At 56.0% G+C, this 19,566-nt stretch carries 14 protein-coding genes and 1 pseudogene; 5 read left to right on the top strand and 10 right to left on the bottom strand.

Translation table 11 applies throughout. The features are described from left to right. Positions 1–340 precede the first annotated feature (340 nt). Entirely contained in the window at positions 341–526 is a 186-nt protein-coding gene (locus DMG62_17465; protein ID PYY21712.1) for a hypothetical protein, read from the bottom strand. A 553-nt stretch (positions 527–1,079) separates the two neighbouring features. Here DMG62_17465 and DMG62_17460 point away from each other — a divergent pair. From DMG62_17460 to DMG62_17450, 3 genes are read left to right on the top strand one after another with little or no spacing between them, the layout of a single operon-like run. Next, positions 1,080–2,201 (top strand): efflux transporter periplasmic adaptor subunit, encoded by a 1,122-nt coding sequence (locus DMG62_17460; protein ID PYY21711.1) that lies wholly within the window; start codon positions 1,080–1,082, stop codon positions 2,199–2,201. A 2-nt stretch (positions 2,202–2,203) separates the two neighbouring features. Continuing rightward, positions 2,204–5,398: a hydrophobe/amphiphile efflux-1 family RND transporter gene (locus DMG62_17455; GenBank protein ID PYY21710.1), complete on the top strand. Its 3,195-nt coding sequence runs from the start codon at positions 2,204–2,206 to the stop codon at positions 5,396–5,398. 1 nt (position 5,399) lies between these two features. After that, a complete protein-coding gene (locus tag DMG62_17450) occupies positions 5,400–6,794 on the top strand; it encodes a transporter (GenBank protein ID PYY21709.1) in 1,395 nt (464 codons plus the stop codon). 195 nt (positions 6,795–6,989) lie between these two features. On the opposite strand, the gene DMG62_17445 is transcribed toward DMG62_17450, so the two are convergent. From DMG62_17445 to DMG62_17420, 6 genes and pseudogenes are all read right to left on the bottom strand, one after another. After that, on the bottom strand, positions 6,990–9,218 hold the full coding sequence (locus DMG62_17445; protein ID PYY21708.1) for a carbon monoxide dehydrogenase: 2,229 nt from the start codon (positions 9,216–9,218) through the stop codon (positions 6,990–6,992). Positions 9,219–9,228: 10 nt separating this feature from the next. Then, positions 9,229–9,693, bottom strand: a complete 465-nt coding sequence (locus DMG62_17440; GenBank protein PYY21707.1) for a (2Fe-2S)-binding protein — start codon at positions 9,691–9,693, stop codon at positions 9,229–9,231. Between the two features lie 14 nt (positions 9,694–9,707). After that, positions 9,708–10,319, bottom strand: coding sequence for a hypothetical protein (locus DMG62_17435; protein PYY21706.1), 612 nt, complete (start codon positions 10,317–10,319; stop codon positions 9,708–9,710). Between the two features lie 53 nt (positions 10,320–10,372). Continuing rightward, complete coding sequence (locus tag DMG62_17430) at positions 10,373–11,083, bottom strand: short-chain dehydrogenase (protein PYY21705.1); 711 nt, start codon at positions 11,081–11,083, stop codon at positions 10,373–10,375. Positions 11,084–11,097: 14 nt separating this feature from the next. Further along, a pseudogene (locus DMG62_17425) lies at positions 11,098–11,255 on the bottom strand (cupin domain-containing protein). 212 nt (positions 11,256–11,467) lie between these two features. Beyond that, positions 11,468–13,813 carry a hypothetical protein gene (locus tag DMG62_17420; protein PYY21704.1) on the bottom strand — a complete coding sequence of 782 codons (2,346 nt, stop codon included), beginning with the start codon at positions 13,811–13,813 and terminating at the stop codon, positions 11,468–11,470. Positions 13,814–13,994: 181 nt separating this feature from the next. On the opposite strand from DMG62_17420, the gene DMG62_17415 reads away from it, so the two are divergent. Continuing rightward, on the top strand, positions 13,995–14,975 hold the full coding sequence (locus DMG62_17415) for a hypothetical protein (protein PYY21703.1): 981 nt from the start codon (positions 13,995–13,997) through the stop codon (positions 14,973–14,975). A 398-nt stretch (positions 14,976–15,373) separates the two neighbouring features. Here DMG62_17415 and DMG62_17410 read toward each other — a convergent pair whose 3' ends face one another. From DMG62_17410 to DMG62_17400, 3 genes are all read right to left on the bottom strand, one after another. Beyond that, the gene (locus DMG62_17410) at positions 15,374–15,826 is read right to left on the bottom strand and encodes a GNAT family N-acetyltransferase (protein ID PYY21702.1); all 453 of its coding nucleotides are present in this window, start codon (positions 15,824–15,826) and stop codon (positions 15,374–15,376) included. Beyond that, entirely contained in the window at positions 15,823–16,173 is a 351-nt protein-coding gene (locus DMG62_17405) for a hypothetical protein (protein PYY21701.1), read from the bottom strand. The genes DMG62_17410 and DMG62_17405 overlap by 4 nt, the downstream gene beginning before the upstream one ends. A 235-nt stretch (positions 16,174–16,408) precedes the next feature. Next, positions 16,409–19,141 (bottom strand): hypothetical protein, encoded by a 2,733-nt coding sequence (locus DMG62_17400; protein ID PYY21700.1) that lies wholly within the window; start codon positions 19,139–19,141, stop codon positions 16,409–16,411. A 215-nt stretch (positions 19,142–19,356) separates the two neighbouring features. Here DMG62_17400 and DMG62_17395 point away from each other — a divergent pair, with 215 nt between their 5' ends. Beyond that, positions 19,357–19,557 (top strand): hypothetical protein, encoded by a 201-nt coding sequence (locus DMG62_17395; protein PYY21699.1) that lies wholly within the window; start codon positions 19,357–19,359, stop codon positions 19,555–19,557. The last annotated feature ends 9 nt before the right edge of the window (positions 19,558–19,566 follow it).

Genomic DNA, 19,566 nt, shown 5'->3' with positions numbered 1-19,566 from the left:
GTGATTTCTGAAGCCCCTCGTCTTTGGGATTGCATAGACTCCGCTTGACCACCAATAGATACAGATACGGAGACGCCTAAACATTCCTGAAATTCGCCGTTTGCCCTGAATTCGCAAGACTGACTGCTTGAGTTGGAGATGCCTACTATAGCTGGCGTATCACCAATTCGGGAAGCAGTTCTGCCCGACTCTGCCACACGGCACAATGATTGTGGGTATGAATTTATCCAACAGGGCATTGGTTAGTCAAGGTATTTAATGCCCTTGAAAGCCTCTCCCACGCATGAATGCGTGGGCTCCCACCCAAAAACCAAGAACGTGGGCTCCCGCATTCAAGGTTTCAGGTGGGAGCCCCGGATTTATCCGGAGGCAAAACGAGCTGGTTATCACGGTAAAATCCGCGAATGAAGAACAACTTCTTCTGAAAACGCGATTCGATCTGTTGTCGGGTATCGGCCTGGGTAGCAAGCGCGTACAGAAGCAACGCAAGGGCAGCTGTCAGACGCAGCAGAAGGACATTACGCATAGCTCATTGGACGTTCGCCCAATGTAGCACTCAGTTGCAGGAACTCTGGCGTAAGTTGGCTCCTGCCAGATCGATTATTCACATGCACATAACGGCCGTACTCGCGTACACAGATCCCCATCGCCAGAGTTTTGTTGCTGCCGTCGGAGACGCCATAAGCGTGCCGAACCCAAAAAAAGGATTGCTGTCTTTCCTGCCTTGTCGTTGCCTTAACTAATTGCTGATTGCTGATTGCTGCTTTTCCCCCGGCGGCGCCTGTACTCAGATTCGGGCAGAATGCGTTACACAGATTAATGTCGCGCGTCCGTCCCGCGGAATAGAATGATCGGCCTACCCGGCTGAGAATACGTCCCGATATCGATTGCGTCTCCGGGCGGCGTGTCCGAATCCGGGTGGCGCTCTGATCTAAAGAGCCAGAAAGACCAAGGAGAAGTTTATGCAGGGTCAAGCTCATTGTTTAAACCACTCGACCAGGCCGTTAACGATGCTGGGAACTTCCGAAAGGTGGGGGTGGCGCCAGAGCGTGCGCGGGAAGTACTGCACGGGATGGTGTATGTTCGCTTTCTTTGCTTGCGTTCTGCTATTGCCGACAGGGTGCGGAACGAAGAGCGTTTCCGCAGCGCCCGCGCCACCCGCCCCTGTCCAGGTCGCTGAAGTCGCTCAACGCGACGTCCCGATCTACCACGAGTACATTGCAACATTAGATGGCTACGTAAATGCGCAAATTCAGCCGCAAGTTTCCGGTTATCTCATCAAACAGAACTACCGGGAAGGTGCTTTGGTTCGCAAGAATGAAGTGCTGTTCAACATCGATCCGAGGCCATTCCAGGCAGTGCTTGACCAAGCTAAGGCGCAGCTTGCGCAAGCCGAGGCCCAGCTTGGAAAGACACAGTTGGATGTGCAGCGCGATACTCCCCTCGCACGTGAAAAGGCTATTGCACAGAGTCAACTCGACAATGACATCCAGGCGAACTTAGCAGCTAAAGCGACCGTGCAGGCGGATAAAGCGGCCATTGAGCAGGCATCACTCAACCTGGAGTTCACGAACGTTCGCTCTCTCATTGACGGCGTTGCTGGAATTGCGACCGGACAGGTAGGGAATCTGGTCGGGCCGCAGACTCTTCTCACAACTGTTTCCCAGCTCGATCCCATCAAGGCCTACTTCATTGTGAATGAGCAGCAATACCTCGCCTTTGTTCAGCGCAACCCCACTGCAGCCGCGCGCGAGCGGACACAAAAGAAACTCGAATTGGAGCTGATCACTGCCGACGGATTTACTTATCCCCAAAAGGGAAGGTTCTTCGCCGTCGATCGTCAGGTCGACGTACAGACGGGAGCGATTCGGCTAGCTGGCCTGTTTCCCAATCCGGATAACGTCCTTCGTCCCGGGCAGTATGGCCGCGTCCGCTTCGTCAGCTACATCAGGCCAGGTGCCCTGCTGGTACCGCAGAAGGCTGTAACCGAGCTTCAAGGCTTATATCAAGTGGCCGTCGTCGGAGCGGACAACACGGTCAGCATTAGGTCAGTGAAGGTTGGAGAGCGTACTGGGGACCTGTGGATTGTTGAAGACGGCCTCAAACCTGGCGAGCGGGTTGTGACAGAGGGTGTCCAGCGAGCCAGAGAGGGAGTCCCGGTGAAAGTGGTGCCTGCGACAGCCCCCGCGGAAGGCAGGTAGTCATGTCGAAGTTCTTCATTAATCGTCCAATCGTTGCGATGGTCATCGCCATCGTTACGGTCATTGTGGGCGCGGTGACAATTATCGGCCTTCCGATCGCGCAGTTTCCCAATATCGCCCCTCCCGAAATTCAGATACTAGCCACTTACGTAGGCGCAGACGCGGAGACTCTCGAGCAAGCGGTTGCCACTCCTATCGAGCAGCAGATGAGCGGAGTGGACAACATGAACTACATGTATTCGTTGAATGCGACCGGGAACTCACAGACTACGTTGATAGTGAACTTTGACGTAAAGACCGATCCGAACAACGACCTGATTCTTGCCCAATCCAGGGAAACACAGGCTGCATCACAGCTCCCGACCGACGTTACCAACTACGGAATCACTGTGCGCAAATCGGTAACGGCACCTCTAATGCTGATATCGGTGAACTCGCCCCACGGCACATACGATGCGAAGTTTCTCGCTAACTACGCATACATCAACCTTGTCGATCCGATTACGCGCTCGCCGGGAATTGGGCAGGTCCAGGTTTTTGGCGCGGGCCAATACGCGATGCGTATGTGGGTGAAGCCGGATCAGCTTGCCAAACTGGCGATCACCGTCCCGGAGATTGTGAATGCGGTTCAAACGCAAAACACAGTCAACCCTGCTGGGAAAGTTGGGGGAGAGCCTATCCCTTCAGGACAGCAGTTCGCCTATGCGGTTCGCGCACAGGGACGACTGACTTCTCCGGAAGAATTCGGGCAGATTGTGGTGCGCGAATCGCCGGACGGTGGCGTGGTGCGCGTAAAAGACGTAGCCCGGATCGAGCTTGGAGCGCAGGACTACACGGTGGCTGGGCGGTTGAATGGACATCCGAGTGCCATAGTTGCGGTCTATCAACTTCCCGGATCGAACGCCGTCGACGCTGCAAACGGCGTCAAGAAGTTGATCGCCGACCTGAAAACCCGTTTTCCCCAGGATATGGATTTTGCCATCGCGCTCGATACGACGCGATCGGTGGTCCAGGGAATCAAGGAGATCATCCTCACTCTGGTCATCGCGATTGCGCTGGTAATCCTTGTCGTTTTTCTCTTTCTACAAGGATGGCGAGCCACGCTTATTCCGCTGCTGGCTGTGCCGGTCTCCCTGGTGGGCACATTTGTCTTCTTTCCGCTATTTGGATTTTCGATCAACACGCTCTCGCTGTTTGGTCTGGTGTTGGCGATCGGCCTGGTGGTGGATGATGCGATCGTGGTCGTGGAAGCCGTAGAGCGCCACATCGAAGACGGCATGTCACCGAAAGACGCTTCCCTGAGAGCAATGGAAGAGATCTCCGGTCCTGTAGTGGGAATTGCGCTGGTGTTATCGGCGGTCTTCATACCTACGGCCTTCATTCCGGGGATCACGGGAAGGCTGTATCAGCAGTTCGCGATCACGATTGCCATCTCAGTGCTGATCTCCGCGTTCAACGCCCTCAGCCTCAGTCCGGCATTGGCTGCGCTGCTGCTCCGGCCCAGAGAAAAAAGCCGCGGCCTGTTGAGAAGGTTCTTTGATTGGTTCAATCGCACATTTGAAAGAGCCACGAATGGCTACGTTAAAGTTTGTGGCGCCCTCATTCGCAAATCTGCCGTCGCTCTGGTGATGCTTGGAGCTTTTGCAGCAGCCGCTGCATTTTTCAGTCACAAAGTGCCTTCCAGCTTCCTTCCCGACGAAGACCAGGGATATCTATACGTCAACCTGCAACTGCCCAGCGCAGCCTCAACTGAGCGTACGGAACGAGTGGCACGAAAGATTGAGAGCATCCTGGCAAATACTCCGGGCGTGGAGTCGACCACGAGCGTTGTTGGTTTCAGTCTGCTCAGCTTCACGCGTTCTACTTACAACGCATTCTTCTGGGTCACGCTGAAGCAGTGGGACGATCGGAAGAGCCGGGAAGAGCAGTTCCAGGTGATCAAGGCACGCCTGAATCGCCAGCTCAGCCAAATCCCGGAAGGAATTGCCTTCGACTTCTCTCCGCCTGCCATTCCGGGTGTTGGCACTTCGGGCGGATTCACATTTGTTCTTGAGGATCGTGCCGGCAAGGACGTGCAATTCCTCGCGTCCAACCTGAACACATTCCTGGCCGCAGCACGGAAGCGTCCGGAGATTGGAAGTGTGAATACTACTTTTCTGGGCAGCGTTCCGCAGCAATTCATCGACGTAGATCGCGACAAGGTAATCAAGCAGGGTGTCGCCATCAACGACGTTTACCGAACAGTTCAGGCTTTCATGGGTGGCCTGTTCATCAATTACTTCAATCGCTTTGGACGACAGTGGCAGGTCTATATCGAGGCGGAGGGCGATTACCGTACCAACGCGGAGAACGTGGGGCAGTTCTACGTCAAAAACCGAAACGGAACTATGGTGCCGCTCTCTGCAATCACCAGGTTTGAAGCGCGGCCTGGACCCGAATTCACCATGCGCTATAACCTCTTTCGCTGCGCGCAAATCAACGGCAGCGCGGCGCCAGGTTACAGTTCCAACCAGGCGATGGCAGCCTTAGAGCAAGTGTTTTCCCAGACGATGCCTGCCGAAATGGGATACGACTATCTGGGCATCTCATTCCAGGAGAAGAAGGCGCAGCAGGGTGTCTCGCCGGGGGTAATCTTCGGACTATCACTTCTCTTCGTGTTTCTGATCCTTGCGGCGCTCTATGAAAGCTGGACGTTGCCGTTTAGCGTCCTGCTCAGTACGCCAGTCGCGGTATTCGGAGCGTTTGTGGTTCTCTGGCTCCGACGCATGCTGATCAGTGCCTTCTACCCGCCCTACATGGTGCAAATCGAAAGCGATGTTTATTCCCAAATTGGATTGGTCATGTTGATCGGCCTTGCCGCCAAGAATGCCATTCTGATCGTTGAATTCGCCAAGGACGAGCACGATAAGGGTAAGCCCCTGGTCGATGCGGCCCTGGAAGGAGCCCGACTGCGGCTGCGGCCAATCCTTATGACCTCCCTGGCCTTCATCTTCGGATGCATCCCTTTGTGGACGGCGACCGGAGCAGGGTCGGTGGCTCGGCAGATCATGGGAACGACGGTCATCGGCGGAATGCTCGCGGCGAGTGCGATTGGGATTTTCTTCATCCCCGCGATGTTCTACCTGGTTTCCCGATCCAAGACGAAAGAACCGGCTGATGTGGTTGAGATGCGAGCCGCGCGAGCAGGAGATGATTAACATGAAAGGCCCTGTTTTTCCGCTGCTGCTCGTGATCTTCATTTCGGGGTGTGCTGTCGGTCCGAACTACAAGAAGCCGGCGATCAATACGCCAACCGTCTATCGCGGATTGACTCCGGACGAAGCGGGCAAGACTGACGCCAAATCTCTGGCGGACGAGAAATGGTGGGACGTATTCCAGGACGATCAACTGAAGGAACTCATCAAGACCGCGCTTCAACAGAATTACGATGTCCGCCGTGCCGCAAGTCGCGTTCTTCAGGCTCAAGCACTCCTCGGCATCACGCGTGCCGATCAGTTTCCCACAGTCTCCGGCGAGGCGGCAGCCTTAAATCTACGCAATTCCCGGCAGGGGATATTTCCTGCAATCGACACAAACACGAACCGCGTTGGACTGGCCTTCGACTGGGAGTTGGATTTTTGGGGAAAATTCCGCCGTGCGACGGAATCAGCGCGGGCAAGCCTTCTTGCTACCGAATGGGCGCAGCGCGAGATCATTACTGAGCTGATTGCGAATCTTACAGGCGCTTATTTTCAGTTACGCGCGCTCGACCTCCAGCTCGATATTTCCCGGCGCACGCTCGCATCGCGTCAGGATTCCCTTAGATTAACCAACCTGCTGGCCCAGGGGGGTGCAACCTCCATGCTCGACGTACGTCAAGCCGAGCAACTGGTCTTCACTGCAGCCTCAGAGGTTCCGTTGCTGGAGCAGCAGATTGAGCAGGAAGAGAACTTCATCAGTATCCTTTTGGGAAACAATCCGGCTCCGGTATCACGCGGCAAGCAGTTGACGGAACAGTACCATCCTCCCACCGTTCCTGCGGGCCTTCCTTCCTCTTTGCTGGAGCGGCGGCCGGACATCCATCAGGCCGAACAGCAGTTGATCGCGTTCAACGCTCAAATCGGTGTGGCGAGAGCCGCATACTTCCCGCAGATCTCTCTTACCGCAAGCTCGGGATACCAAAGCTCGGCACTGACCAACCTATTCACTAGTCCCGCCGGATTCTGGAGCTTTGGTTCAACGCTGGCACAGCCAATCTTCACTGGGGGTAGACTGCGATCAAACGTTCGCTTCGCCGAAGCCCGCCAGCAGGAGAGCTTGCTTTTCTATCAGCAGACCGTTCAGGGCGCTTTTCGCGACGTCTCCGACTCGCTGATTGCATATCGCAAGACTCAGGAATTTCGCGAGCAGCAAAAGTTGCTCGTGGACTCGGTGCAGGACGCGACTCGTCTCTCGCATTTGCGGTACACAGGTGGCGCGACCAGTTATCTGGAAGTGCTCACCAACGACACAAACTATTTCGCGGCCCAGCTGGGCTTGGTACAAGCTCAACTCAACGAGCTACTGTCGCTGGTCCAGCTCTACAAGGGCTTAGGCGGAGGCTGGCAACAATAACTCTAAGGATGAGTGCCGGGTGCCTTGCCTTTGCATTCCCGTAATGAACCCACAAGCGAGTGCCCTACCCTCCGGGTTTTCGGAGTGTGGGCAGCGATGTGTAGGCGACTCCTGGGAGTTGAATTCCAATTTGGGGAAAATCCGAAACAGGCGAGTCGTTCCCAGTGTGTTACCCGGGAATTTTTGTTGCGATGCTCAGATCTCAGTTAGAGGAAGGGTGCGATAGCGCTTGCCTGTGAGCCGCGACAGCGCGTTGACAATCGCTGGCGCGATCACGGGGACCGGCGGTTCGCCGCAACCAGAAGGCTTTTCGGAACTGGGCACGATGTGGACCTCCGCCACGACCGGAGCATCCTTCATATACGGCGGTGTGTAGCCATCCCAGTTGCGTTGTTCCACCCGTCCATCCTTCAGCGTGATGGCTCCCCCAGGCATCACCTGCGTTATGCCAAACGTCACTCCACCCTGCATCTGGCTCTCGATGGTGAGTGGATTCACAGCGAATCCAAGATCGACGGCGATCGTCGCGCGATGAATTCTCGGTCGCTTGTCTTCTATTGAGACTTCAACAGCGCAGGCTACGCCGGTCTCGAAGCTCTCATGGCAGGCAATTCCGACCGCATGGTTGCGGTCAACGCTGTTGCGCCAGGAGACAGTTTTTTCTTCGAGAAGAGCCAAACAGCCTCGGAGCTTCTTCGCATCTGGCGAGAGCAGCTTCAGCCGGTATGCGATGGGATCGGCTTTGGCGCGCCTCGCCAGTTCATCAATCAGAGTTTCCATCACGAACGCAGTGTGCGTGTGCCCTACCGACCGCCACCACAGCACCGGAACATTCACCGCGGGATGGTGCGCAGAAACCTGGAAGTTTGCGATGGCATAGTGCGTATCGGCAGTGCCTTCGACGGCGGTGGAATCCACGCCGTTCTTCACCATCATTGGCGCGAAGGGTGTTCCCGCGACGATTGACTGTCCGACAATCACATGCCGCCACGCCGCCGGCATTCCATCAGCGCCCATGCCGATCTCGATTCGATGGACATACATCGGGCGATAGTAGCCGCCCTGCACATCGTCTTCGCGCGTCCAGATCAATTTGACCGGAGTGCCGCGCAAACGCTTCGCAATCGTCGCAGCTTCACGCTGAACGTGCGAGTCGGGAGTAGCACGCCGGCCGAACCCGCCGCCTGCCATCTCGGTGTGAAACGTCACTTGTTGTGGCTTCAGGCCAAGCACTTCGGCAATCGCCATTTGATCGACTGTCTGAAATTGCGAGCCGGCCCAAACCTCGGCGCGATCACCATCGAATCGAACGGTGGTGTTCAAGGGCTCCATCGGCGTGTGCGCCAGATATGGAAATTCGTAGTCAGCAAGGATCCGATTCGCGGGTGAAATGCTATCCATCGCCTTGGCATCGCCACGCGCAATCGCGACATTGCCGGGCGTTCGCGCCAACTCGCGATATTTGGCGAACAGTTGCGTTGTGTCGGGACGCTCGACGCTGGTAGTGTCCCATTCAGCTCGCAGGCGGTCGCGGGCTTGCTTTGCTGTCCAGAATCGGTCTGCCACGACCGCGACTCCAGTTCCACGAACGAGTGGAATCTCAAAAACTTCTTGCACGCCGGAAATTGCTCGCGCTGCATTGGCATCGAAGTTTTTGACCTTCGCTCCGAACACCGGAGGATGCGCCACCAGCGCGACCTTCATTTCGGGAAGATCCAGGTCGAGCCCAAACTTCTGTGAGCCATTGCACTTTGCGCGGCTATCAAGACGACGCACATTCTTGTTCGCGAGCCGAAGATCGCTCTCCTTCTTGAGCTGAACATTTTCAGGTACAGGCAGATGGGCTGCGGCGTCCGCCAGCTCGGCGTATTTTGCCGACTGGCCATTTGGTCCATACACGATGCTGGATTCGGCGCGGCACTGCGCGGGCGTTACGTTCCACTGCGCAGCCGCGGCAGCGATCAGCATGGCGCGCGTTTTGGCGCCGAGCTCACGATACTGCTGGAAGGAGTGCGCAATCGAACCGGAACCGCCCACCATCTGGATGCCAAACAGCGGGTCGCGATAGACATCGGCCGCAGGAGCAAGCTCGGCAATCACCTGCGACCAGTCAGCATCCATCTCATCAGCCAGCAGCATGGGCAGTGCGGTCTGCACACCCTGCCCGAATTCCAGCCGATTGACTTGGATCACAATCTTGCCGTCAGGACGGATGTGCACGAACGCTTCCGGCGGATACACTTTGGGTTCCGGTTTCGGTCCTTGGCCTTCCTGTCCGGCTTTGGGCTTTTCTGGTTGCTGCGCGCCGAGAGGAAGATCGAAATACAGCGAGACCAGCAGGCCGCCTGCCGCTGTGGTCGAGACGCGCAGAAAGGTCCGCCGAGTGAGACTTGGATCAGTCTTGAAAAGGGTTGCGGATGACATTGTGGACCTCCTAGGTCAGTTGTCGCGCAGCCGTTTTGATCGCCTGCCGTATGCGCAGATACGTTCCGCAGCGGCACAGGTTTCCGCCCAGTGATTCCTCAATGTCTTTGTCAGTCGGCTTGGGTGCGTTCTTCAGCAAAGCCACTGCGCTCATGATCTGACCACTCTGGCAGTAGCCACACTGGACGACATCCTCTGATATCCAGGCGTCCTGCACCACGCGGCCAATGGGATCGTCGGCCATTGCCTCGATAGTGACGATGGGACGGTTTCCGACGAGAGAAACGGGCACAACACAGGACCGCGCCGGCACACCGCCAAGATGCACGGTACAGGCGCCGCAGGCCGCGATGCCGCAGCCGTACTTCGTGCCTGTCATTTTCAAATCCTCGCGCAATGCCCAAAGCAGTGGGGTTCCGGGATCGGCAGTCACTTCCTTTTCCTGACCATTGACGGTGAGCTTGAATGTTTCCATTTGCTACCTCGTGCTTACTGCGGGCAAGGCATTCCTGCCTGTACCCAATTCCGGGTGGCCGTCATGAATTGTTCGTAGTTGATCGGCGGAACCGAACGCGCACTGCCGTCATTGCGCAAGCCCGGCTGCCACGCCCATTTCACCAATTCAGTCTGATGATGCTTTATCAAAGCTGCGCCATCCAGTCCGCCGTTCTTCGCGCGGTCCGTGACCGTGTTGCAAACTGCGGAACTCGGCAGGATCTTGTCAGTCGCGTCTTGCCATCGCATGGAAAGTGGCGCCAGATGCCAGCCTTCCGCGCCTGGCATGCCCGTGCTGTCTGCATTGGACGATTGATGACAAGTCGCACATTGCAGTGCGGGAACACCTTTGCCCTCTGGGCCGCGCACTACATTAAAGAGGTGGCGATGGCGGTCATCGCCTTGCTGCGGATAATTGCCGGCGGTGTGACAGTTGATGCAGCGTGGATGCGACATCACAGAATAAATCTGCTGCCATGCCGTCAGACCTTCAGCTCTGGTGGAGTGCGCTCTTGCGGTGTTCTCTTGCTTGCGAGCTGCTATTCCCGCAAAAGATGTAACCAAGAAGAGAATTGCGAACGGGATGATTCTTATCGGACGCAACATACTCACCTCGTGCGGCAGCTAATCTTATCAATCAAACCAGCTACACGTCAGTGTCACCACGGCAGTGGTTTGCCATCCCGGAAGAACCCGCCAGTGGGCCCATGATCGGGCAGGGTCGCTGCCCATACAATGCCCGCCGCGCCTTCGCTAACAGAGCGAGGGGCGCCAGCGCCACCCATATCAGTTGCAACCCAACCTGGACAAACCGAGTTTACGAGAATGCCGGCCTCACCCAGTTCACCAGCTAGCGTGCGCGTCAGCGCATTCATGGCGGCTTTGGTGACCTGATATGCAGGCGGTCCAGCACTCATGTGCGCCAGCGATCCAGACTCTGACGACACGTTGACGATCCGCGCCGCCCGGCTCTTCCGCAGCAATGGTATGAATGCCTGACACATCCGCCAGGGTCCTAACAGGTTCGTTGTGATTGTCTCCATTACCGTGCCGTTGATGTCTGCGTTCTCAGCCGTCTGCCACGTGTCGTAGTTGATTCCGGCGTTGTTCACGAGCACGTCGAGGTAGCCATACCGGCTAGTTACTTCGGCTGCCGATTTCTGGATGCTCGGCGCATCTGCTACATCCAGGGAAAGAGGCTCGACTGTACCGATGTCACCGAGCTTCGCTGCAGCAGTTCTCGCCTTTGCGGCGTCTCGTGCTGTGAGCAGGACGATAAAACCTTTGCTGAGCAGTTGCCGGCAGACCTCGAATCCGATGCCGCGATTAGCGCCGGTCACCAATGCTATTCGTTGCGGGTTCTCAATCATTGTGCGAGTCCGAGTCACTTACGGTACTGCTGATCGGTCACGTGTTCCATCCAGTCCACCACTTTTCCATTGAGGCTCCTGAATGGCTATGTGAGTCATGGCTGTCGTTGGTGAGGCACCTTGCATGCTTTTCATCCGGCGAGAACCAAACCACGTCTCCGGGCCGGATTTCTTCCGTCGGTCCCCTTCGGGTTGCGCCCCGCCGCAATCGAGCACGTGAGGCCGCAGCAGCAGAAGCTTCGCGCACTAATTCCGGAAAAACGAATACCCGCGCCAGGTCCGAGGCGAGCGTCCAAGAGCTCAGGCTCGTTCTTGTCGCTGATGTGCACCGGCTCGCGTAAGCGCGCGACTCCTGACCCAACTAGCAGGTTGTAACAAACACGATTATCGGGTCGGCTCCGGAAGCTTTTTAACCGAGCCTAAATACCGGTCGAGCCACGGGAGCACCTCCTTGGCAAGCGGGACACTCGGCGGCGCGTGGCCGCAATCCAGGACGACGTGGCGCTTATTCTGTGTAGGTGTCCCAAGGAGTCGAAGCAGCGGCTGTTGTGAAGTTTCCAGCGGAAAGAAGTAATCGTATCTCCCATTGACCATCAATACCGGAACTCTCACGTGCGAAACAAAGTTGAACGGGTCCGCCTCCGGCAAGGCTCGCGCAAATTTCAGACCGCCGCTGACCAGTACAGCCGCCTTGAGGCGGGGTTCGACGGCCAGGAAGAGTGGGCCCAGTCGAGCTCCCCAACTGAATCCGTAATACGCAGTTCGCGAAGAGTCCAGGTCAGAGCGCGTCTCAAGATAATCGAGAGTCCTCGCCAGGTCCTTGTACCAGTCCAACACGTGCTCCCGATAAAAGATCGTTTCCGCGGGGTAATCCGTATTGAGAGCGTCTTTTCGTTCGTAGGTACTTTTGTAAACGGGAATGACGAACGCTCTCCCGCCTTTTACCACCGCACCGCCGAGTCCCGGCTCTATATCGGCGCTTGACGCGTTCTCGATTACGCTAGAGCCGGGAAAATAGACGACCGTCTGGTAAGGAACTTCGACGTGCCGAGGAAGGAATAGAAATGCGGTGATGCGCTCACTCCCGTATGCGGCATCAAAGCTGACTTTCTCCTTGCGCCAGTGCTCATCAGAATCATCGACTCTCTCGACTACAGAATGAAGGGGTGTTTTGTCGTACGCGTAAAAACCCCGGATTAGGTTGAATTCCGCGTGTGAGACCGGTTTTTCGGTGTTGAAGTCGCGTCGTGGATAATCGACGGGGCGCTTAAGCGAGGTGCTCGCGTCTGCGTCATACTTCACAAGACGGAAACCAAAGTCGTCTCTCCTTGTGAATGGAGGCTGTCCGTCGGGCTCAGAAAACATGTAAGCAGGCTCATTCCAGGCTCCACCCAGAATGAAACGATCTTTGCCGGTTGCGTTAATGCACCACTCTTTGGCATTGCCTGCCATGTCGTATGCTCCAACCGCGCTGAATGCGCGGTACTGCCCCCTTGCAGCAAGACTCTTGCCCGAAAAGTTACTCAAGGGCGAAATTGCCGCGGTGGCAAAAATTCCAGCCGCACGAACCCAGTGAAAAATCGTCGGCAGACTTTTTCCTGTGAATTCGGCATAAGCCGCAGCCTCGTACCAACTCACGCCCGTCACGGGATAGTCGCCTTTATCCTCCGGGAAATCACCCGCTTCCCACGTCGCCGGAGCTTGGCGTCCAGTGCGATCTACGAACAATTTCATGGCCGCCGAGAACGAGAGCTGATGGCCATCTTTTATAAACGGGTATTTCCAGTACTTGCGATCTAAATAGCCGCCTGCATCCACAAACTTCTTGAATTCACGATTCGAAACTTCATACTTATCGATCCAATAATCGTCGAGCTCGAAAGATGGCTGCGACCCCATGTGCGTTAGTTCCAATTCAAATTTTCCACCAGCGACCCGCACCATATTTGCTGGAGAACTTTCCGCCCGATCCAGCACGAGATGAATCGCATTGCTCTCCTGCCCCAGTATTGCTTCGGCAGTTTCATAACCCTGCTTTTGCGCGCGCCACTGCACAAATCCACGAGGAACACGCGCTTGAAGCAGAGGCGATCGGCCCCCATAGATATTTTCCCGGCCGGAGTAGCTGCTCATATAGAGATCAGCGCCAGGCGGATCGGTCGTGATATCGACGCGATGGGAGATCGCGGCGCGCAATTTTTCAAGCCGCGAGTTGCGGGGTATGTATTGTTCAGCGACTTCCGCGAGCTGATACGCACGGAATAGCGAGTCGTCTCCGCTCGCAAAATACGGCGAATCAGAATTGCCTAGTTGCTCGATTTGCGGCAGGGTCTGTTGTGCCCAGCGCACTTTGGCGGCTCGGCTCATCCACAAAGCGAGCGCTGCCAGAAGCAGGCTGAGAACCGCGGCCGAAGTGGCAAATGTGCGCCAATGAATTGCTAAAACTGACAGTGCCTTTTGGAATGTCTTCAAGATATTTCGCGGCAGCGACACGACCAATTGTGCCGATGGTGCGCCGCTCTCGTGATACCAGCGATCCAGCTCCGACTTATAGGCGTACACCGAGCCCTGTTTCTCATGCGCGTGCCTGTGGATGGGCAGGTGCGCGTTCTTCTCCCAGCGCTGCACGGTGGGAACACTTCGACTGACGTAGGCAGCGATTTCCTTCCACGAATCGAGGCGATCGGGACTGTTTACTGGCGTCTGATCGGCCTGTGTTGGAGATGCCATTAGGTTTTAGTTGAACGGGGCGCATTTTAGCCTCGTCGGCAGCCAGGAACAAGACAATCCTGCGGGTATCAAAGCGCGTCATTGCGTCCGTGAAGCTCGTTGAGGCTTGTAAGTACCGCGAGCAGCAGGCACGCTGACCACCGAACTCCAAATCTAAGCGGTCCGCCAGTGGAGGTGCGACATGCAGATTAAGAAAATGCTTACGCTTTGTGCGCTGATAAGTTCGCTTTTGGCATCAGCTTATGGCCAGCGGTTCTCCAGTTGGTCGGCACCAGTCAATCTCGGACCAGTGAATTCGCCCACGGGCGATTTCTTCGCCTACATCTCCAAAGATGGGCTGAGCCTTTACTTTTCTTCCCAGACTTGTCTTCCAAGGGCTTTTCCGGGCTGCCGTCCCGGTTACGGCGGCAAGGACATTTTTGTCTCGCAGCGCGCTAACGTGAGCGATCCGTGGGAACCAGCTCAGAATTTAGGACCGGAAATCAACACCCTCTATGACGACACGGCACCGGCGCTTTCGGTTGATGGCCATACTATGTACTTCGCCAGTGCCAGGCCGGGAGGATTCGGCGGCAGCGACATCTATGTCTCTAGACGCCACAACAAACGTGACGACTTCGGCTGGAAGGCACCGGAAAACCTCGGCAGCGGCGTCAATACCGGCTCAAACGAATCAAGCCCGCAGATTTTTGAGGATGATGCCACAGGAGTCACGACGCTTTATTTTGACTCCAACCGCCCGGCCGGGCCCCTTTACGGCCCGTATACCGACGATGGGAACGACAACGGAAACGATATTTACGCCAGCCTGTTGCAGTCTGATGGCACGTTCGGTGCGGCCGCCATAGTTGCAGAGCTCAGCACTACCTTCATGGATCGACAACCTGCCATAAGTCGCGACGGGCTCGAGATGTACATCGCCTCGAACCGCCCGGGAACTCTTGGCGGGCCTGACCTGTGGGTTTCAACGCGCGCCAGCACCAGCGATCAATGGTCTACACCTGTGAATTTGGGTGCTCCGATCAACTCGACAGCCGCCGATGCCGGCCCGGCACTCTCTTTTGACGGTACGGCTCTTTATTTTCAAACCGTGAGATCGGACGGTTCGGGAGCATACGATCTGTACGTCTGCACACGAACGAAACTCAAGGGCGACGAATGACAACGGGTCGGAAATTGCGTCGTAGGTGTGGGCTGGCTCCCAGCTCCACACCTGTGAACCTTCAACCTAAAATAGAAGAGCCAAGCCTCTGCGGCGGTCGCATGTCATTGACCAAAAGAGAAGGGCCTTTGAAATGGCAGCTAATTAGGAACAACTAGGTAACAAGTGTTTGACCACAAAAACGCCCTCAAACGTGATCATCCGCTAAGAACAAAGGATTTGGTGAGCGCGGAAGGAATCGAACCTTAAACCTACTGATTTACGATCAGCAACCCATAAATCAATGGTTTCACCGGTTTCCCAAGCAATTTCGTGGGCATAAGTAGGCAGATTTAGGCGAGGTTATTCCCTAGTGTGTTCCCCAGAAAACGCATTCGAAAAAGCAGCGACTGTCGCCATTAAACAGCCTTCCGCATCAGCAGTCCTTGCCCGAAGCGGGTTTCCGCTGTTCCGATCATCTTGAATCCACATTCGGCATAAAAACTCTCCGCATGCGGATTGCCGATAACGTGTAGCGCAACAGAGCCCTGTCTGCGAGCGAACTCGGCGCAGTGCTCAACCAACGCTCGTCCAATTCCAAGACGTTGCATATGGGGATCAACAAACAGAGCGTCTAGTTCACTGTCGCCGTCTGTCCTAGGTTCGACTGCCGCAAATCCGACTATCGTGCCTTGCCATTCCGAAACGAACACTCTACCTTTAACGATTTGTTCAGTCGGTAATTCAATCGCATCAGGATGAGCGAGTAAAGCATCGCGGTCGCCCGCATTCCCAAGCGATGCACGCAGTTGCAGGTGTTCAAGTTCCATTCGTTCGGAGTGCACCGCGAGGCGAATAAGAAGAGTCTTCATCGGACGAGGCTACAGCCGAAAATGCGGAGAAGAACTGAAGCTCGCTGGGCGCTCATCCCTCTTTGCAAGTCAGGGGCACACTCGGAGAACTCCGAGAACGGTGTGCCCGCCGAGAAGCTGTGCAGATCACTCGCATACGCTAAAGATACCAAGTGCCCTTCGCTCTCCGTCAGCTTCTCACAGACTGCGTCTAGGTCCGCGTATTCCTTACCGAACTGCTGCTTGAAGCGCTCCATGGCATCCATTGATTCCCAGCAATCTACCGTTGCGTATGTCGGGGCGCCGCTTCGGTCCCTGAGCAGCGTCGTCCCGCCGTGGCCCTTCGCGCGGGAAAAAGCCTCGCCCAATCGCCATCGGCACAATAACGATTTTCAAACTCATCCTGCCGTTCCTCTCTCACACGATATGTCCAAATGGTTTGAATCATACCATCACGCTTGTGGCTTCCTTTCTTTTCTCCGGCGTAACGGTGAAGCTGCTCGCCCATGCGGAATTGATGACGATTTGATTCCCAATTCGGATCTAGGCGTTCAAAGTTTTATTGAGACGGTCCGTATTTCGCGGAAGGCTGGGCGCGCGTCACTACTCGGCGGCCTGCATCAACAATTCACTCCTGATCCGATCTAGCTGAGCCAACGAGTACCTCTCGCCTGTCTGCTCAGTTATTGTTATCGCTTTTGAGATGGTTGCGAGGCCCTCCTCAACGCGTCCTGCTTTAGCTAATTGATCGGCCAGCAACCCGAGAAAATACGGCGACCGAAGTTTCGATCCCATTGCCTCGTGCAATGCCAGGCCGCGTTGCATCTGCTCGATTCCAGCTTGCAGGTTGCCCAGCTCAGCCTCAGCCCAGCCCATCTCGATGATGCCGTATGCCCGCCACAGTTCCAGCCCATATTCCTCTGCCAGGTCGGTTGCCTGTTTCGCCAGTTCGTAAGCCAGCGCAGCCTCGCCTCGGATTTGATGGATCTGCGCGGCGACGTGCTGGGCTACAACTAAAGTCTGGGGATGACCAAGCTCTCGCGCCAGTTCCAAACCTGCACTCAGTCTTCCAGCGGACTGATCAAGACGGCCAAGCGCCAAAAGCGCCAGCGCAGCAAAGCACTCAAACATCACTTTGCTGTCGAGGACGACGAAAACGCTGTAGCCGTGGTTCTGATGTGCAGCGCAAAGTGCAGTGCCCTTTTCGATGTGCTCGAGTGCTTCTCCGCATCGCCCTAACAAGACAAGCACAGCTCCTAAGGCGCGGTGGGCCTGCATAATCAGCGCGTCGTCCTTAAGGTCCTCAGCCAATTGCATGATCTGATATGCAATCTCCAATGACGAATGCATCTCGCCGCTGAACTGCCGGTACAAATTTAATGTCCAGAGCATGTAGAACAACTCTGGAGAGGGACCGTATCGCCAGAAGAGCTCGCGCCCCCGCGCATTGATTTCTTCCGCTTCCGCCGAAGCGAATCCCTTGATTGCCATCAGAGAAACGGTCAGCATCATGCGAAGTCTCATTTCCTGCTTGTCGCGTTCGGCGCTCTCGGGAACGAATTTGAGTATCTCGACACCACGGCCAGCGAGGTTCGCAGCTTCGTGATGTGCGGAACGTGCGATTGCATTTTCGGCCGCCTGTAAAAGGTGTCGAAGGGCGCGCGGCCAGTCACGGCTTTGCTCGAAATGCATGGCGAGTTCGGCTGCGATTTCGCTGCTGCGATTGCCGTAAATCGCCACTCCACGTTCCGCGATGCGTTGGTGAATCTGCGAACGGCGCATCGCCGGGATAAGCCTGTAAGCGACTTCCAGATAAAGAATATGATTGAAACGATGGCGAGCAGTGACGGTTCCGTCCGGCAGTTGGGCCAGCCATGCCGGAGATAGGAATTGATGTCGCGCCAGTCCGCCACATTGTTTGTCAACCCATTCGAGCGGCATCTCAACTCCTGCCGCGATGGCCACGGACGAACACTCCATGCCGGCAATGCTCGCTGCCTCTAACGCGGTGCGCTCTTCGCTTGTAAGTCGCTCGATTTGCTTTTCGATCAACTCCCGGATATTCGACGGAACCCCCTCGTCCACTTCGGTCAATTCAACGCGCAGCTCCCAGGTCCCTTGCTCCTCAACAATCACTTTCTGATCAATCAAGTAGTCGACAAGGTTCACCATGAATAGCGGATTGCCCTCAGTACGCCGGTAAAGCATTCGTCGGAATCGCGCCGGAAACTGATTCGAAGGAAACTTCGTTGCCAGGTACTCCGCTATCACATCCTCGTCGAGATATTCGAGCGCAAGCTCATGGCATAGGCGGTGCGCCTGCAGTTCGCGTTTCACACCCTTGAGCGGGTGGTCGCCGAGGATCACATCGACCGGGCGGTACGTCCCGATGACCATGAGGCGGGCGTGATCTCTCCGTCGCGCCAGATAGGACACGAGATCAAGAGTGGAATAGTCGCTCCAATGCAAATCTTCCAGAACTAGCAGCAGTGGCCACTGAGAGCTCAGCAGATCGATAGCATCAGCCATTTCCCGGAGCATTCGCTCGCGGGTTGATCCCACTGCGCGAGACGGCAGGCTGTCGCTTTCCGTTTGTGAAACTGAAGAGCGCATTTGCGCCAACCAAGCCGGAGCGTGCTGACGCAACAAATCCAACACCTCAGCTCCGCCAGCCGATCGGCACAGCCGCGAGAAGCCTTCTAATATGGGAAGGTACGCTTCGCCCGCTCCATAGTGCTCCAGACATTGCCCGCGCACTACTCGAATCCCAGGGACGCGAGTAGCTTCTTCCAAAAATGCTTCGACGACACTGGTCTTGCCAATTCCGGGCTCCCCGGTGACGAAAACTGTTTGGCGTTCCCCCGCCGACGCACGATTCAGCCAGCCGTGCATTTTCGCCAAATCGGACTCACGACCTACTACGCGGAAAGAGGTTGCTGAAGAGGCAGGTGCGACGAGTTTGGGTGCGAAATGCACAGGTGATTGCGGCTCTGCACTTGGAGAATTGCTCGGCAGTGACTCGGACAGTTTCGCGATGAAGCGATAGCCGCGCCGATGCGCCGTCTCGATGTAACGGGGAGATTTCGCGTCGTCGTCTAATGCGTCGCGCAACTGCCGAATGTTGTCCTTGAGAACCGCATCCCCTACGAAAGTTCCCGGCCAAACTGTATCCAACACCCGCTGCGTGGTGACAAGTCGCCCAGGGTGCTCGACTAGCAGTTTTAGAACCGAAAACGCTTTTGGTCGCAATGAGATGGCATGCGTACCTCGCCACAGACACTCATCTGCCAGGTCGAACCGAAACGGTCCGAACGAGATGTCTCTAGCAACTTGCATGGGGAAAGTCCCTGTTGGATGACGGCCATTATCCAGGGCTGCAACTTATTCCTTTGATTTGCGAAGAACGTGGGACCGGTAGCCGATCTTGCCTATCGCCTCATTATCTTGCGCGACGATTAGGGACGATGGGCAGAGTCCATCACCGAAACACCACTTCAACACAACTACTGCGTCATGACTCGCCGCACAGCCGCAGGTATTCTCGGCTCGTAATGAAGGGATTGCAACAGGCAAACGCGTTCGTCATTCAGTTTCGCGATACCGGTGCGTCGGATGCGGGCCGGCATTGCGGGCGAATCGAGCACGTGGCCTCAGGGTGCACAGCACGTTTTCAGTCGCTCGAAGAATTGCCGGAACTCTTGCTACAGATGCTAAAGCGAGCGGCTTCCGATGAAGAACATGGACGCGGATGAGTCCGTGCG

This window comes from Acidobacteriota bacterium (assembly GCA_003225175.1).
In the GTDB taxonomy this organism is placed as follows: domain Bacteria; phylum Acidobacteriota; class Terriglobia; order Terriglobales; family Acidobacteriaceae; genus Gp1-AA112.
The sequence above is the reverse complement of the archived record's forward strand: the minus strand, read 5'-3'. Positions and strand labels throughout refer to the sequence as shown.

Excerpts from the sequence above, each read along its gene's own strand:
- DMG62_17415 (PYY21703.1), top strand. The coding sequence starts at position 13,995 with ATGCAGATTAAGAAAATGCTTACGCTTTGTGCGCTGATAAGTTCGCTT.
- DMG62_17455 (PYY21710.1), top strand. The coding sequence starts at position 2,204 with ATGTCGAAGTTCTTCATTAATCGTCCAATCGTTGCGATGGTCATCGCC.
- DMG62_17435 (PYY21706.1), bottom strand. The coding sequence starts at position 10,319 with ATGTTGCGTCCGATAAGAATCATCCCGTTCGCAATTCTCTTCTTGGTT.
- DMG62_17440 (PYY21707.1), bottom strand. The coding sequence starts at position 9,693 with ATGGAAACATTCAAGCTCACCGTCAATGGTCAGGAAAAGGAAGTGACT.
- DMG62_17420 (PYY21704.1), bottom strand. The coding sequence starts at position 13,813 with ATGGCATCTCCAACACAGGCCGATCAGACGCCAGTAAACAGTCCCGAT.
- DMG62_17450 (PYY21709.1), top strand. The coding sequence starts at position 5,400 with ATGAAAGGCCCTGTTTTTCCGCTGCTGCTCGTGATCTTCATTTCGGGG.
- DMG62_17400 (PYY21700.1), bottom strand. The coding sequence starts at position 19,141 with ATGCAAGTTGCTAGAGACATCTCGTTCGGACCGTTTCGGTTCGACCTG.
- DMG62_17465 (PYY21712.1), bottom strand. The coding sequence starts at position 526 with ATGCGTAATGTCCTTCTGCTGCGTCTGACAGCTGCCCTTGCGTTGCTT.
- DMG62_17395 (PYY21699.1), top strand. The coding sequence starts at position 19,357 with ATGAAGGGATTGCAACAGGCAAACGCGTTCGTCATTCAGTTTCGCGAT.
- DMG62_17445 (PYY21708.1), bottom strand. The coding sequence starts at position 9,218 with ATGTCATCCGCAACCCTTTTCAAGACTGATCCAAGTCTCACTCGGCGG.
- DMG62_17430 (PYY21705.1), bottom strand. The coding sequence starts at position 11,083 with ATGATTGAGAACCCGCAACGAATAGCATTGGTGACCGGCGCTAATCGC.
- DMG62_17410 (PYY21702.1), bottom strand. The coding sequence starts at position 15,826 with ATGAAGACTCTTCTTATTCGCCTCGCGGTGCACTCCGAACGAATGGAA.
- DMG62_17460 (PYY21711.1), top strand. The coding sequence starts at position 1,080 with ATGTTCGCTTTCTTTGCTTGCGTTCTGCTATTGCCGACAGGGTGCGGA.